This window comes from Sphingomonas sp. RS2018, assembly GCF_054489605.1.
Window position 1 is genome coordinate 882,319 of record NZ_JBTMWL010000001.1, and the last position, 14,216, is coordinate 896,534.

At 64.3% G+C, this 14,216-nt stretch carries 22 protein-coding genes; 21 read left to right on the forward strand and 1 reads right to left on the reverse strand.

The window, feature by feature from the left end; all coding sequences use genetic code 11:
• Positions 1 to 7 precede the first annotated feature (7 nt).
• Positions 8 to 1,408, forward strand: coding sequence for a dihydrolipoyl dehydrogenase (lpdA, locus tag ACX40P_RS04425; RefSeq protein ID WP_459125062.1), 1,401 nt, complete (start codon positions 8 to 10; stop codon positions 1,406 to 1,408).
• 90 nt (positions 1,409 to 1,498) lie between these two features.
• Positions 1,499 to 1,732 carry a hypothetical protein gene (locus ACX40P_RS04430; protein ID WP_459125063.1) on the forward strand — a complete coding sequence of 78 codons (234 nt, stop codon included), beginning with the start codon at positions 1,499 to 1,501 and terminating at the stop codon, positions 1,730 to 1,732.
• 6 nt (positions 1,733 to 1,738) lie between these two features.
• Here ACX40P_RS04430 and ACX40P_RS04435 read toward each other — a convergent pair whose 3' ends face one another.
• Positions 1,739 to 2,197, reverse strand: a complete 459-nt coding sequence (locus tag ACX40P_RS04435; protein ID WP_459125064.1) for a GFA family protein — start codon at positions 2,195 to 2,197, stop codon at positions 1,739 to 1,741.
• Between the two features lie 53 nt (positions 2,198 to 2,250).
• Here ACX40P_RS04435 and ACX40P_RS04440 point away from each other — a divergent pair, with 53 nt between their 5' ends.
• The 19 genes from ACX40P_RS04440 (at position 2,251) to rplE (ending at position 14,195) form a co-directional block, all read left to right on the forward strand.
• Complete coding sequence (locus tag ACX40P_RS04440) at positions 2,251 to 2,601, forward strand: DUF3140 domain-containing protein (protein WP_459125065.1); 351 nt, start codon at positions 2,251 to 2,253, stop codon at positions 2,599 to 2,601.
• A gap of 252 nt (positions 2,602 to 2,853) precedes the next feature.
• Positions 2,854 to 3,225: a 30S ribosomal protein S12 gene (gene rpsL / locus ACX40P_RS04445; protein WP_010185487.1), complete on the forward strand. Its 372-nt coding sequence runs from the start codon at positions 2,854 to 2,856 to the stop codon at positions 3,223 to 3,225.
• A gap of 55 nt (positions 3,226 to 3,280) precedes the next feature.
• Positions 3,281 to 3,751 (forward strand): 30S ribosomal protein S7, encoded by a 471-nt coding sequence (gene rpsG, locus ACX40P_RS04450; RefSeq protein ID WP_380938332.1) that lies wholly within the window; start codon positions 3,281 to 3,283, stop codon positions 3,749 to 3,751.
• An 80-nt stretch (positions 3,752 to 3,831) separates the two neighbouring features.
• Positions 3,832 to 5,928 carry an elongation factor G gene (gene fusA / locus ACX40P_RS04455; RefSeq protein WP_459125066.1) on the forward strand — a complete coding sequence of 699 codons (2,097 nt, stop codon included), beginning with the start codon at positions 3,832 to 3,834 and terminating at the stop codon, positions 5,926 to 5,928.
• Between the two features lie 160 nt (positions 5,929 to 6,088).
• The gene (tuf, locus tag ACX40P_RS04460) at positions 6,089 to 7,282 is read left to right on the forward strand and encodes an elongation factor Tu (RefSeq protein WP_459125067.1); all 1,194 of its coding nucleotides are present in this window, start codon (positions 6,089 to 6,091) and stop codon (positions 7,280 to 7,282) included.
• A 154-nt stretch (positions 7,283 to 7,436) separates the two neighbouring features.
• The gene (gene rpsJ, locus ACX40P_RS04465) at positions 7,437 to 7,748 is read left to right on the forward strand and encodes a 30S ribosomal protein S10 (protein ID WP_459125068.1); all 312 of its coding nucleotides are present in this window, start codon (positions 7,437 to 7,439) and stop codon (positions 7,746 to 7,748) included.
• Positions 7,749 to 8,003: 255 nt separating this feature from the next.
• A complete protein-coding gene (gene rplC, locus ACX40P_RS04470) occupies positions 8,004 to 8,753 on the forward strand; it encodes a 50S ribosomal protein L3 (protein WP_459125069.1) in 750 nt (249 codons plus the stop codon).
• A gap of 2 nt (positions 8,754 to 8,755) precedes the next feature.
• A complete protein-coding gene (rplD, locus tag ACX40P_RS04475; protein ID WP_459125070.1) occupies positions 8,756 to 9,385 on the forward strand; it encodes a 50S ribosomal protein L4 in 630 nt (209 codons plus the stop codon).
• On the forward strand, positions 9,378 to 9,692 hold the full coding sequence (locus tag ACX40P_RS04480) for a 50S ribosomal protein L23 (RefSeq protein ID WP_459125071.1): 315 nt from the start codon (positions 9,378 to 9,380) through the stop codon (positions 9,690 to 9,692). The genes rplD and ACX40P_RS04480 overlap by 8 nt, the downstream gene beginning before the upstream one ends.
• Position 9,693: 1 nt before the next feature.
• Positions 9,694 to 10,545: a 50S ribosomal protein L2 gene (gene rplB, locus ACX40P_RS04485; protein ID WP_459125072.1), complete on the forward strand. Its 852-nt coding sequence runs from the start codon at positions 9,694 to 9,696 to the stop codon at positions 10,543 to 10,545.
• 3 nt (positions 10,546 to 10,548) lie between these two features.
• Positions 10,549 to 10,824, forward strand: a complete 276-nt coding sequence (gene rpsS / locus ACX40P_RS04490) for a 30S ribosomal protein S19 (RefSeq protein WP_459125073.1) — start codon at positions 10,549 to 10,551, stop codon at positions 10,822 to 10,824.
• On the forward strand, positions 10,824 to 11,201 hold the full coding sequence (gene rplV / locus ACX40P_RS04495; protein ID WP_459125074.1) for a 50S ribosomal protein L22: 378 nt from the start codon (positions 10,824 to 10,826) through the stop codon (positions 11,199 to 11,201). Before rpsS ends, rplV begins: the two co-directional genes overlap by 1 nt.
• Entirely contained in the window at positions 11,201 to 11,911 is a 711-nt protein-coding gene (gene rpsC / locus ACX40P_RS04500) for a 30S ribosomal protein S3 (RefSeq protein ID WP_459125075.1), read from the forward strand. The genes rplV and rpsC overlap by 1 nt, the downstream gene beginning before the upstream one ends.
• Before the next feature lie 2 nt (positions 11,912 to 11,913).
• Complete coding sequence (gene rplP, locus ACX40P_RS04505; protein WP_250753024.1) at positions 11,914 to 12,345, forward strand: 50S ribosomal protein L16; 432 nt, start codon at positions 11,914 to 11,916, stop codon at positions 12,343 to 12,345.
• 2 nt (positions 12,346 to 12,347) lie between these two features.
• Positions 12,348 to 12,551 carry a 50S ribosomal protein L29 gene (rpmC, locus tag ACX40P_RS04510; RefSeq protein ID WP_459125076.1) on the forward strand — a complete coding sequence of 68 codons (204 nt, stop codon included), beginning with the start codon at positions 12,348 to 12,350 and terminating at the stop codon, positions 12,549 to 12,551.
• 12 nt (positions 12,552 to 12,563) lie between these two features.
• A complete protein-coding gene (rpsQ, locus tag ACX40P_RS04515) occupies positions 12,564 to 12,842 on the forward strand; it encodes a 30S ribosomal protein S17 (protein ID WP_459125077.1) in 279 nt (92 codons plus the stop codon).
• A gap of 93 nt (positions 12,843 to 12,935) precedes the next feature.
• Complete coding sequence (gene rplN / locus ACX40P_RS04520) at positions 12,936 to 13,304, forward strand: 50S ribosomal protein L14 (protein ID WP_459125078.1); 369 nt, start codon at positions 12,936 to 12,938, stop codon at positions 13,302 to 13,304.
• Complete coding sequence (rplX, locus tag ACX40P_RS04525) at positions 13,304 to 13,621, forward strand: 50S ribosomal protein L24 (RefSeq protein ID WP_459125079.1); 318 nt, start codon at positions 13,304 to 13,306, stop codon at positions 13,619 to 13,621. The genes rplN and rplX overlap by 1 nt, the downstream gene beginning before the upstream one ends.
• Complete coding sequence (rplE, locus tag ACX40P_RS04530) at positions 13,614 to 14,195, forward strand: 50S ribosomal protein L5 (RefSeq protein ID WP_459125080.1); 582 nt, start codon at positions 13,614 to 13,616, stop codon at positions 14,193 to 14,195. The genes rplX and rplE overlap by 8 nt, the downstream gene beginning before the upstream one ends.
• The last annotated feature ends 21 nt before the right edge of the window (positions 14,196 to 14,216 follow it).

Sequence of the window (14,216 nt, forward strand, 5' to 3'; positions counted from 1 at the left end):
TTTCACCTTGGCTGACACCTATGACCTCATCGTGCTCGGGTCCGGTCCGGGCGGCTATGTCGCGGCGATCCGGGCGAGCCAGCTCGGCCTGAAGGTCGCGATCGTCGAGCGCGAGCTGCTGGGCGGCATCTGCCTCAACTGGGGCTGCATCCCGACCAAGGCGCTGCTGCGCTCGGCGGAGATCTTCCATTACATGCAGCATGCCAAGGATTACGGGCTGGTCGCCGAGAAGATCGGCGCTGATCTCGACGCGGTGGTAAAGCGCTCACGCGGTGTGTCGAAGCAGCTGAACCAGGGCGTCACGCACCTGATGAAGAAAAACAAGATCGCCGTGCACATGGGCACCGGCAAGCTGACCGCGCCCGGCAAGCTGACCGTCACCGACAAGGACGGCAAGGCGACCGAGCTGACCGCGAAGAACATCATCGTCGCGACCGGCGCGCGCGCCCGCGACCTGCCCGGTACGCCGGCGGACGGCAAGCGCATCTGGACCTATCGCCACGCGATGGTGCCGACCGAGATGCCGACCAAGCTGCTGGTCATCGGATCGGGCGCGATCGGGATCGAATTCGCCAGCTTCTACAACGACATGGGCGCAGACGTGACGGTCGTCGAGATGATGGACCGCATCGTGCCGGTCGAGGATGCCGATGTGTCGGCGTTCCTCGAAAAGGCGCTGAAGAAGCAGGGCATGACCATACTGACCGGCGCCGGCGTCAGCGACGTGAAGCCGGGGCCGAACGGCGTCTCGGCGAAGATCAAGGACAAGGCGGGCAAGGAAACCACGTCCGAGTTCAGCCATGTCATCGTCGCGATCGGCATCGTGCCGAACACCGCGGACATCGGTCTGAAGGAGCTGGGCGTCGCGGTGGACGACCGCGGTTTCCTGAAAACCGATGCGATGTGCAAGACCAACGTCGACGGCATCTGGGCGATCGGCGACATCACCGCGCCGCCGTGGCTGGCGCACAAGGCGAGCCATGAGGGCGTCATCGCGACCGAGGCGATCGCGGGCAAGCATCCGCACGCGATGGATCCGAAGAACATCCCCGGCTGCACCTATTGCCACCCGCAGGTCGCATCCGTCGGCCTGACCGAGGCTAAGGCGAAGGAGGCCGGCTACGAGCTGAAGGTCGGCACCTTCCCCTTCATCGGCAACGGCAAGGCGATCGCGCTGGGCGAGGCGGAAGGCTTCATCAAGACGGTGTTCGACGCGAAGACCGGCGAACTGCTGGGCGCGCACATGGTCGGTGCCGAAGTGACCGAGCTGATCCAGGGCTATACCGTCGGCAAGACGCTGGAGACGACCGAGGCCGAGCTGATGGAGACGGTGTTCCCGCATCCCACGCTTAGCGAAATGATGCACGAGAGCGTGCTGGCCGCATACGGCCGTGCGCTGCACATCTGATATCGTGGTACGTTAGAAATCAAAGTGTTGCTGGGGGAACGCAGGCGGCAAAACGGGGTTGTCGCGGCGATATAGCCGAAGGATGACACCATGCGCCGCCTGACCCTCGCCATCGTTCCCGCCACGCTCCTGCTCGCCGCTTGCGGCGGGGGGCAGGACATCGTCGTCACCAACGAGAACAACGTCTTGTTGAACGACGCGCAGGCGAACTTCGCCGTCACCAACGATGGCGAGATGTCCGCGAACGACATGGCCGAGATGAATGCCATGGACGCCAACATGATGACGATGAACGAGACGACCCCCGCCACCAACGCGATGTGACGCGAATCAGCGCGCGGCGTACGCCTGCATGATGCGGGGATAGTCGTCGGCGTCGGGGAAGGTGGGGAAGCTCTCCACCGCACCCGTCTGGGCCCACGGCAATTTCTCGTCCGTCCAGGTTTCCATGTACGGCGCGAACCACGTCGAGTCGTCGAGCATCGTCGCGCGCACGTTCACTGCGCCATATTCGGGCGGCAGGCGGGTGAAGACCCAGCTCTTGCACCAGTCGCAGTGGTGGTGCTGAGCCTCGCCACCATGAAGGCCGCCGACGACCGTCTCTCCCGCGACGACCTGCAGCGCATCGATCGGCAGCGTCAACGTCGTCGAGAAGGCGCTGGCGGTCATCTTCTGACATCCAGTGCAGTGGCAGACGCCTGTCACCAGCGGCGGCTCGATGATTCGAAACCGCACCCTGTCGCAGCGGCAGCCTCCCTCGATCGGCAAAGCAGGCCTAGACATCGCCATCGGCACCTCCGGTCGTTACTCGCGTTGATCGCGGAAGATACGGGAGATCACCGATGGCCGACAAGGACGATCACGCCGAAACCTTCGCCGCGTTCCGGGAGGCCGTTAACATGCCGCCCGCGCGCCTCGAAAAATGGCTCGACAGTGAGGAGAGCAAGCGCGTCGGCTGGAAGGGCGAAGACGGGGAGGGCGCGGGCGAAAGCGTCGGCCACAAATCGGGCAAGCGCATCGTCGCAATCAAACGGACGAGGAAGGCCGATCTGACGGATGCCGATTACGCGCAGATGAAGAAGGTGGTCGGCTATGTCGCCCGCCATGGGAAGCAGCGACCGAAAGGCGACGTGAAAGACACCGACTGGCGCTACTCACTGATGAACTGGGGGCACGACCCGTCGAAGGCATAGGGGCTTTCCGCGCCCGGCGCTCCCACCATTGACCGCGCACCCCCCCGCACGTATAGGCCCGCGCGTCCCGTAGGTCCGTTCGGCGAGTCTCGCCCGGCGCTCCTGACGCGGGACAAAGAGCTGAACGTTGCTGGAAACCGACGGGCCCGGAGGGGCGATATGCCTCTCCACGGCCCTTCTGCCGTTTCATGGCTTTAGTATCCAGCAAAGTAACCGCCGGGCTATTCCGGCACTGAAAAGGTGAAGGGCTTCATGCCAACGATCAACCAGCTGGTCCGCAAGGGCCGCGACCCGCAGAAGGCCAAGTCGAAGGTCCCTGCGATGGAGCAGAACCCGCAGAAGCGCGGCGTTTGCACCCGCGTGTATACGACGACCCCGAAGAAGCCGAACTCGGCGCTGCGCAAGGTGGCCAAGGTCCGCCTGACGAACAGCCGCGAAGTCATCAGCTACATTCCGGGCGAAGGCCACAACTTGCAGGAGCACTCGGTCGTGCTCATCCGCGGCGGCCGTGTGCGCGATCTTCCCGGCGTTCGCTACCACGTCCTGCGCGGCGTGCTCGATACGCAGGGTGTGAAGGACCGCCGCCAGTCGCGTTCCAAGTACGGCGCCAAGCGTCCGAAGTAAGCCGGTCGGCTGTTTAGCCGATCCTCGCATGGCTGAAGTTTAGAAGGAAATATCAATGGCTCGTCGTCGTCGTCCCGAAAAGCGGGAAATTCTGCCTGATCCCAAGTTCGGTGATGAGGTGCTGTCGAAGTTCATGAACAGCGTGATGCTGGACGGCAAGAAGGCTGTCGCGGAAGGCATCGTCTATTCGGCGATGGAAACCGTCGAACAGCGCGCGAAAAAGGATCCGGTCGGCGTGTTTCACGACGCGCTGAACAACATCAAGCCGGGCATCGAGGTCCGTTCGCGCCGCGTCGGCGGTGCGACCTACCAGGTTCCGGTCGAGGTGCGTCCCGAGCGTGCGCAGGCGCTGGCCATCCGCTGGCTCATCACCGCGGCGCGTAACCGCAGCGAGCACACGATGTCGGCGCGCCTGTCGGGCGAGCTGCTGGACGCTTCGAACAACCGCGGCAACGCGGTGAAGAAGCGCGAAGACACGCATCGCATGGCCGAAGCCAACCGCGCGTTCAGCCACTACCGCTGGTAGGTCTTCAAGTCCCTGTAATCTAACCTATATCGTGGGGAGCAGGCTTGAGCCCGCTCCCCACATCTTCAAGGAAGCATGACATGGCCCGCAGCCATCCGCTCGAGCGTTACCGCAATATCGGCATCATGGCGCACATCGACGCCGGCAAGACGACGACGACCGAGCGCATCCTCTATTACACCGGCAAGTCCTACAAGATCGGCGAAGTGCACGAAGGCACCGCGACGATGGACTGGATGGAGCAGGAGCAGGAGCGCGGGATCACGATCACGTCGGCCGCGACGACCTGCAAGTGGCGGGCTGAAGAGGGCAAGGGCGAAGAGCACCTCATCAACATCATCGACACGCCGGGCCACGTCGACTTCACGATCGAGGTCGAGCGTTCGCTGCGCGTGCTCGACGGCGCGGTCGCATGCTTCGACGGCGTCGCCGGCGTGGAGCCGCAGTCGGAGACCGTGTGGCGCCAGGCCGACAAGTACGGCGTGCCGCGCATGTGCTTCGTCAACAAGCTCGACCGCACAGGCGCCGACTTCTATTTCTGCGTGAATTCGATCATCGAGCGTCTCGGCGCGCGTCCGGCGGTGCTGTATCTGCCGATCGGCATCGAGGGCGGCTTCAAGGGTCTGGTCGATCTGGTCGAGAATCGCGCGATCATCTGGCTCGAGGAGTCGCTGGGCGCGAAGTTCGAATATCAGGACATTCCCGAGGACATGGTCGAGAAGGCTGCGAAGTATCGCAGCGAGCTGATCGAGATGGCCGTCGAGCAGGACGATGCGCTGATGGAGGCGTATCTCGAGGGCAACGAGCCGTCGGTCGCCGACCTGAAGAAGCTGATCCGCAAGGGTACGCTCAGCATGGCGTTCGTGCCGGTCGTGTGCGGCTCGGCATTCAAGAACAAGGGCGTGCAGCCCCTGCTCGACGCCGTGGTCGACTATCTGCCGTCGCCGCTCGACGTTCCCGCTATTCAGGGTCTGAAGCTCGACGGCGTGACGCCGGACGAGCGTCCGTCCTCGGACAGCGAGCCGTTCTCGGCGCTGGCGTTCAAGATCATGAACGATCCGTTCGTCGGCACGCTGACCTTCGCGCGCATCTATTCGGGCAAGCTCGAAGCCGCGTCGCAGGTCACGAACTCGGTCAAGGACAAGAAGGAAAAGGTCGGTCGCATGCTGTTGATGCATGCGAACAGCCGCGAGGACATCCAGGAAGCGTTCGCCGGCGACATCGTCGCCTTGGCGGGCCTGAAGGACACGACCACGGGCGACACGCTCTGCGCGATCAACGACCCGATCATCCTCGAGCGGATGGAGTTCCCCGAGCCCGTCATCGAGCTGTCGGTGGAGCCGAAGACCAAGGCCGACCAGGAGAAGATGGGCGTCGCGCTCAATCGCCTAGCGCGCGAGGATCCATCGTTCCGCGTGACCTCGGATGCCGAGAGCGGCCAGACCATCATCAAGGGGATGGGCGAGCTCCACCTCGAGATCCTGGTCGACCGCATGAAGCGTGAGTTCAAGGTCGAGGCCAACGTCGGCGCGCCGCAGGTGGCGTATCGCGAATATCTCGGCAAGCCGGTCGACATCGACTACACGCACAAGAAGCAGTCGGGCGGCACCGGCCAGTTCGGTCGCGTCAAGGTCAAGCTGACGCCGGGCGAGCGCGGTTCGGGCATCGTCTTCAAGGACGAGATCAAGGGCGGTAATATTCCCAAGGAATATATCCCCGCGATCGAGAAGGGCTTCCGCGAGACGGCGGCGACGGGTTCGCTGGTCGGGTTCCCGATCATCGATTTCGAAGTGCTGCTGTACGACGGCGCCTACCACGACGTCGATTCGTCGGCGCTGGCGTTCGAAATCTGTGCCCGCGGCGCGATGCGCGAAGCGGCGCAAAAGTCGGGCATCAAGCTGCTCGAGCCGATCATGAAGGTCGAGGTCGTCACCCCGGAGGATTATCTGGGCGACGTCATCGGCGACATGAACAGCCGTCGTGGCCAGATCCAGGGCACCGACAGCCGCGGCAACGCGCAGACCGTCGATGCGATGGTGCCGCTGGCCAATATGTTCGGCTACGTCAACGCGCTGCGGTCGTTCACGCAGGGCCGCGCGCAATATTCGATGCAGTTCTCGCACTATGACGAAGTGCCGTCGAACGTCGCCGAAGAAGTGAAGGCCAAGATGGCCTGATGCCGGGAGGCGCGTGGAGCCGGCTTGGCCGGCTCCGCGGCGCCGACAGGCTGCCGTCGGTCCCTCGCAGGGGCTGGCGTTCGATGAAAACACTCGGTAAGGGGCCGCGTTCGCGTGGCGCCCTGACCGGCCGCGAAATTGATCCAGAAGGTAGGAAACAATGGCCAAGGCAAAATTTGAGCGGAACAAGCCGCATCTCAACATCGGCACCATCGGTCACGTCGACCATGGCAAGACGTCGCTGACCGCCGCGATCACCAAGGTGCTGGCCGAAACGTCGGGCGGCGTCGCCGTCGACTTCGCCAACATCGACAAGGCGCCCGAAGAGCGCGAGCGCGGCATCACCATCTCGACCGCGCACGTCGAGTACGAGACGGCTGCGCGCCACTATGCGCACGTCGACTGCCCGGGCCACGCCGACTATGTGAAGAACATGATCACCGGCGCTGCGCAGATGGACGGCGCGATCCTGGTCGTCGCCGCGACCGACGGCCCGATGCCGCAGACGAAGGAGCACATCCTGCTCGCGCGTCAGGTCGGCGTGCCGACGATGGTCGTGTTCCTGAACAAGTGCGATCTGGTCGACGACGAGGAAATCCTCGAGCTGGTCGAGATGGAAATCCGCGAAGAGCTCAGCAAGCGTGAGTTCGACGGCGACAACATTCCGATCATCCGTGGTTCGGCGACCGCCGCCCTGTCGGGTTCGGACGCCAAGCTGGGCCAGGAAGCGATCCTGGAGCTGATGAAGGCCGTCGACGAGTCGATCCCGCAGCCGGAGCGTCCGCTGGACAAGCCGTTCATGATGCCGATCGAAGACGTGTTCTCGATCTCGGGTCGCGGTACGGTCGTCACGGGCCGCGTCGAGACCGGCATCGTCAAGGTCGGCGAGGAAGTCGAGATCGTCGGCATCCATCCGGAAGTCCGCAAGACCACGGTCACGGGCGTCGAGATGTTCCGCAAGCTGCTCGACCAGGGCCAGGCCGGCGACAACATCGGCGCGCTGATCCGCGGCGTGGGTCGTGAGGAAGTCGAGCGCGGCCAAGTTCTGGCCAAGCCGGGTTCGATAAAGCCGCACACCGACTTCCAGTCGGAAGTGTACGTGCTGTCGAAGGACGAGGGCGGCCGTCACACGCCGTTCTTCGCCAACTATCGCCCGCAGTTCTACTTCCGCACCACGGACGTGACCGGCACGATCGAGCTGCCCGAGGGCACCGAGATGGTGATGCCGGGCGACAACGTCTCGCTGGGCATCAAGCTGATCGCTCCGATCGCGATGGACATCGGCCAGCGCTTCACGATCCGTGAAGGCGGTCGTACCGTCGGCGCCGGTGTGGTGGCGACGATCGAGAAGTAAGTCTCCTTTTTTGAGACGAGGCGCCGCCCGGCATCCCGACAAGGGGTGTCGGGCGGTTGCTTTTTATGAGGGCGTTCTGTATTGGCGCCCCTCGATTTGATTTCAGACAGCAAGAGCCGCTTACAGCGGCCCGCTCTTTCGCATCGGTAGGGTCATGGAAACGCAGAATATCCGCATTCGCCTGAAGGCGTTCGATCACCGCGTGCTCGACAGCGCGACCGGCGAGATCGCCGACACCGCCCGCCGCACCGGCGCGCTCATCCGTGGCCCCATCCCGTTGCCGACGCGCATCGAGAAGTTCACGGTCAACCGTGGTCCCCACGTCGACAAGAAGAGCCGCGAGCAGTTCGAGGTTCGCACCTACAAGCGTATGCTCGACATCGTGCAGCCGACCGCCAACACGGTCGACGCGCTGATGAAGCTCGACCTCGCCGCCGGCGTTGACGTCGAGATCAAGCTCGCCTAAAGGCACCTCTCCCGCGGGGAAGCGATTCCCCGCGTGCTTGCGCAGTCGGTGACGATGGCGCGGAGAGAGCAGGGATACCGGCCAGTTCCACTGGCGCCTGAGTCCCCGTCTTTCGCTTTATGACGAAGCGAAACCAGATGGCCCTGACGGGGGCACTTGTACTTGGGCTGGCTCTTCGGCGGTGACGCTGGAGGGCCTTTTCGTTGGCACGCTCCTGACTGGGTCGGGAGCCTCTGTTTGGAAGGAATACGCATCATGCGCACAGGCGTGATCGCGAAGAAACTGGGTATGACCCGGCTGTTCCAGGACGATGGGCGCCACGTGCCCGTCACCGTCCTGCAGCTCGATGGGCTCCAGGTCGTCGCACGCAAGGAATCGGACCGTGACGGTTATGTCGCGGTGCAGCTGGGCGCGGGCAGCGCCAAGGCCAAGAACGTCGCCAAGCCGCAGCGCGGCATGTACGGCAAGGCCGAAGTCGAGCCCAAGGCGATCCTGGCCGAGTTCCGCGTGACCGAGGACAACCTCCTCGACGTCGGCGCCGAGCTGGCTGCCGATCACTATGTCGCCGGCCAGATGGTCGACGTGCAGGGCACCACGCAGGGCAAGGGCTTCGCCGGCGCCATGAAGCGCTGGGGCTTCGGTGGTCTGCGCGCGACGCACGGCGTCTCGGTCTCGCACCGTTCGCATGGTTCGACGGGTAACCGCCAGGATCCTGGCCGCGTCTTCAAGAACAAGAAGATGGCCGGCCACATGGGTGCCCGCACCCGCACGCAGCAGAATCTCGAGATCGTCTCGACCGATGTCGAGCGTGGCCTGATCTTCGTGAAGGGCTCCGTGCCCGGCTCGAAGGGTGGCTGGCTGCTCGTCAAGGATGCGGTGAAGCTCGCCCCGAACGCCGACGCGCCGCGTCCGGCCGGGCTGAAGCAGGCCGCCAATACCAACACCGCCGCCGACACGCCCGCTGAGACGAGCGTGCCGGAAGCGACCGAAGGCCAGGAGGGCTGAACGTGAAGGTCAAGGTTCAATCCTTCGACGCCGCCGCGAATGGCGCGGATACCGAGCTGGACGATGCCATTTTCGGCGTCGAGCCCCGCGCGGACATCCTGCACCGTGTCGTCACCTGGCAGCTCGAGAAGCGTCGCGGCACCGCCCGCGGCACGCGCGAGCGGTCGGATGTCGCCCGCACCGGCAAGAAGTTCGGTCGCCAGAAGGGCGGCGGTACGGCACGTCACGGCGATCGCCGTGCCCCGATCTTCATCGGCGGTGGTAAGGCGCACGGCGCCCGCGTCCGCGACTTCAACCCGTCGCTGAACAAGAAGATTCGCGCGCTGGGTCTCAAGATGGCGCTGTCGACCCATGCCAAGGCAGGGTCGCTGGTGGTCATGGAGAGCCTGACCGTCGCCGAGAACAAGACCAAGACGCTGCTGGCGGATTGGGCGCGTCTGGGCGTCGGCAAGACCGCGCTGGTAATCGACGGCGATCAGGTGGAAACGAGCTTCGCGCTGGCCGCGGGCAACATCCACACGATCAACGTCCTGCCGGCGATGGGTGCGAATGTTTACGACATCCTGAAGCATGACACGCTGGTGCTGACGCGCGCCGCGATCGAGAAGCTGGAGGCGCGCTTCAATGGCTAAGGCAGGCAAGGCGATCGACAATCGTCACTACGACGTGATCGTGGCTCCCCACATCACCGAGAAGTCGACGATGATGTCGGAGCACAACGCCGTCGTGTTCAAGGTTTCGAACGATGCGTCGAAGCCCGAGATCAAGGCAGCGATCGAAGCGCTGTTCAACGTCACCGTCACCGGCGTGAACACGCTGGTCCAGAAGGGCAAGACGAAGCGCTGGAAGGGCACGCCCTACAGCCGCTCGGACGTCAAGAAGGCGATCGTGACGCTGAAGGACGGCGACTCGATCGACGTCACGCAGGGGGTCAACTGACATGGCGCTCAAGAATTATAACCCGACGTCGCCTGGCGTCCGCGGCCTGATCCTGATCGACCGTTCGGCCCTGTACAAGGGTCGTCCGGTCAAGGCGCTGACCGAGGGCAAGACCAAGACCGGCGGTCGCAACAACAAGGGTCACGTGACTTCGCGCGGCATCGCCGGCGGTCACAAGCAGCGCTATCGCATCGTCGATTTCAAGCGTCGCACCTGGGATGTCGAGGGCACGGTCGAGCGGATCGAATATGATCCCAACCGCACCGCGTTCATCGCGCTGGTCAATTACGGCGATACCGATGGCAAGGCGAACGTCGCCTACATCATCGCGCCGCAGCGTCTGGCGGTCGGCGACAAGGTTATCGCGGGCAAGCGCACCGACGTGAAGCCGGGCAACGCGATGGAGCTGGGCTCGGTGCCGGTCGGCACGATCGTCCACAACGTCGAGATGAAGCCGGGCAAGGGTGGCCAGATCGCCCGTTCGGCCGGCACGTACGTGCAGGTCGTCGGTCGCGACAAGGGTATGGTGATCGTTCGCCTGAACTCGGGCGAGCAGCGCTACATCCACGCGACCTGCATGGCGACGGTGGGCGCGGTGTCGAACCCCGACAACCAGAACCAGAACCTGGGCAAGGCCGGACGCAACCGCTGGAAGGGCATCCGCCCGCTGACCCGCGGCGTCGCGAAGAACCCGGTCGACCATCCGCACGGCGGTGGTGAAGGCCGAACCTCGGGCGGCCGTCATCCGGTCACCCCGTGGGGCAAGCCGACGAAGGGTGCGCGCACCCGTCACAACAAGTCGACCGACAAGATGATTATCCGGTCGCGTCACTCGACGAAGAGGAAGGGCTAAACCATGGCTCGTTCAGTCTGGAAGGGCCCGTTCGTGGACCTCAGCCTCCTGAAGAAGGCCGAGACCGCGCAGGACGCCACCCGTGCAGCGCCGATCAAGACCTGGTCGCGCCGTTCGACGATCCTGCCGCAGTTCGTCGGCCTGACGTTCAACGTGTACAACGGCCGCAAGTTCGTGCCGGTGAGCGTGAACGAGGAGATGGTGGGCATGAAGCTGGGCGAATTCGCTCCGACCCGCTTCTTCCCGGGCCATGCCGCCGACAAGAAGGGTAAGCGCTGATGTCCAAGCAAGCAGCCCCGCGTCGCGTCGGCGACAAGGAAGCCCTGTCGGTCGGCACGCAGATCCGCGGTTCGGCGCAGAAGCTCAATCTGGTCGCGGCGCTGATCCGCAACCAGCCGGTCGGCAAGGCGCTGAACATCCTGGCCTTCTCGAAGAAGGCCATGGCGGTCGATGCGCGCAAGGTGCTGGCTTCGGCCATCGCCAACGCCGAGAACAACCACAACCTCGATGTCGACGCACTCGTCGTCGCTGAGGCGTCGGTCGGCAAGTCGATCACCATGAAGCGCTTCGCGACCCGCGGCCGTGGCAAGTCCACCCGCATCCTGAAGCCGTTCAGCCGTCTGCGCATCGTCGTGCGCGAGCAGGAAGAAGCATAATGGGTCACAAGAGCAACCCGATCGGCCTGCGCCTGCAGATCAACCGGACGTGGGACAGCCGCTGGTTCGCCGAGGGTGCGGACTATGGCCGCCTGCTGCTGGAGGATCTGAAGATCCGCCAGTTCATCGTGAAAACGCTGCCCCAGGCCGCGATTTCCAAGGTGGTGATCGAGCGTCCGGCCAAGCTGGCCCGCATCTCGATCTACGCGGCGCGCCCCGGTGTCATCATCGGCAAGAAGGGCACCGACATCGAGAAGCTTCGCAAGAAGATCGGCTCGATGACGTCGTCCGAGGTGTCGCTGAACATCGTCGAGATCCGCAAGCCCGAGATCGATGCCAAACTGATCGCGCAGGGCATTGCCGACCAGCTCGAGCGTCGTATCGCCTTCCGCCGCGCCATGAAGCGTGCGGTGCAGTCGGCGATGCGCCTGGGTGCCGATGGCATCCGCGTCGCCTGCGGCGGTCGTCTCGGTGGTGCCGAGATCGCCCGGTCGGAGAGCTATCGCGAGGGCCGGGTGCCGCTGCACACGCTGCGCGCGCACCTCGACTATGCCGATGCCGAAGCCCATACCGCCTACGGCGTGTGCGGCGTGAAGGTCTGGGTGTTCAAGGGCGAGATCCTCGGACACGACCCGATGGCGCAGGACCGGCTGATGATGGAGGCACAGACCTCCGGCGTGCGCCCGGCGCGCGATGATCGCAGGAACTAATCATGCTGCAACCGAAGAAGACCAAGTTCCGCAAGCAGTTCAAGGGTCGCATCCATGGCGACGCCAAGGGCGGCACGACGCTGAACTTCGGCTCGTACGGGCTGAAGGCGATGGAGCCGGAGCGGATCACCGCACGCCAGATCGAGGCGGCTCGCCGCGCGATCACGCGTCACATCAAGCGCCAGGGGCGTTTGTGGATCCGCATCTTCCCGGACGTCGCCGTGTCGTCGAAGCCGGCGGAAGTCCGCATGGGTTCGGGCAAGGGCGCGCCGGAATATTGGGCCGCGCGCGTCAAGCCGGGCCGAATCCTGTTCGAGCTCGACGGTGTCGAGGGGCCGCTCGCCGCGGAGGCGTTCAGCCGCGCCGCGATGAAGCTGCCGATCAAGGTCAAGGTCGTGGCGCGTCTCGGCGACACGTCGCACCTGGAGGGTTGAAGATGACCAAGGCTACCGATCTTCGCGCCAAGAGCGACGACGAGCTGACGACGCAGCTGGGCGACCTGAAGCGCGAGGCTTTCAACCTGCGCTTCCAGGCGGCGACCAGCCAGCTGGAGAAGCCGACCCGGGTGAAGGAAGTCCGCAAGGACATCGCCCGCATCAAGACGCTGCAGTCCGAGCGTACGCGCTCGGATGCCAAGTAAAGGACGAGAGACATGCCGAAGCGCGTGCTGACCGGGGTGATCGTCTCGGACAAGACCGACAAGACGGTGGTGGTGAACGTCGAGCGCAAGGTGAAGCACCCGCTCTACGGCAAGATCATCCGCCGCTCGAAGAAGTATCATGCTCACGACGAGAGCAACGAGTACAAGGCCGGCGAGACCGTGCGGATCGAAGAGACCGCGCCGATCTCCAAGCTGAAGACGTGGACGGTGGTCGAGCGGGTGAACACCCACGCGACGCCCGAGCGCGTCGACGTGGACGCCGCCGCCTGAGCTGTTCCGGTTCGCCCCGCGCGGACCGGATGGATTGAACGGAACCACCGGGCCTTCTGGTCCCGGCAGGCCAGATGAGAAGGAACCGGATCGATGATCCAGATGCAGTCCAATCTCGACGTCGCTGACAACAGCGGCGCGAAGCGGGTGCAGTGCATCAAGGTGCTGGGCGGCTCGAAGCGCCGCGTGGCCGGCGTGGGCGACGTCATCGTCGTCAGCGTCAAGGAAGCCGTACCCCGGGGCAAGGTGAAGAAGGGTGACGTGCATCGCGCCGTCATCGTCCGCACCGCCAAGGACATTCGCCGGGCCGACGGCTCGGTGATCCGCTTCGACGGCAATGCCGCGGTGCTGGTCAACAAGAACGAGGAGCCGATCGGCACCCGTATCTTCGGCCCGGTGGTCCGCGAGCTGCGCTCGAAGGGCTATATGAAGATCATTTCGCTCGCTCCCGAGGTGCTGTGATGGCTGCCGCGAAGATCAAGAAGGGTGACCGCGTCATCGTCCTGTCCGGCAAGGACAAGGGCAAGACCGGTGAAGTCACCCAGTCGTTGCCGAAGGACGGCAAGGTCGTGGTGTCCGGCGTGAACATCGCCGTGCGCCACACGAAGCCGAGCCAGGGCGACCCGCAGGGTGGCCTGAAGCGTTCGGAAGCGCCGATGCACGTTTCCAAGGTCGCGCACGTGACCGCGGACGGCAAGCCGACCCGCGTCCGTTTCGAGACGAAGGACGGCAAGAAGGTCCGCGTGGCCGTCAAGACCGGGGAGGCCATCAGTGGCTGACAATTATACGCCGCGTCTGCGCAAGCAGTACGACGACACGATCGCCAAGGCGATGAGCGACAAGTTCGGCTACAAGAACCACATGGAGGTTCCGCGGCTCGACAAGATCGTCATCAACATGGGCGTGGGTGACGCGACGCAGGACAAGAAGAAGGTCGACCAGGCCGCTTCGGAAATGCAGCGCATCGCCGGGCAGAAGCCCGTCGTCACGAAGGCGAAGAAGTCGATCGCGCAGTTCAAGCTGCGCGAGGGCATGCCGATCGGTGCGAAGGTGACCCTTCGCCGCGAGCGCATGTACGAGTTCCTCGACCGTCTCGTCACGATCGCTCTGCCGCGCGTCCGCGACTTTCGCGGGCTGAACCCAAAGTCGTTCGACGGCCGTGGCAACTATGCCATGGGCCTGAAGGAACAGCTGATCTTCCCGGAGATCAGCTACGACAGTGTGGACCAGATCCGCGGCATGGACATCATCGTCACCACCACTGCGAAGACCGACGAGGAAGCTCGTGAGCTCCTGCGTCTCTTCGGTTTCCCGTTCATCGGCATGACCGGTGAGCAGGCCCAGGCAGCGTAAGCGAAAGAGAGCTTAAGTCCG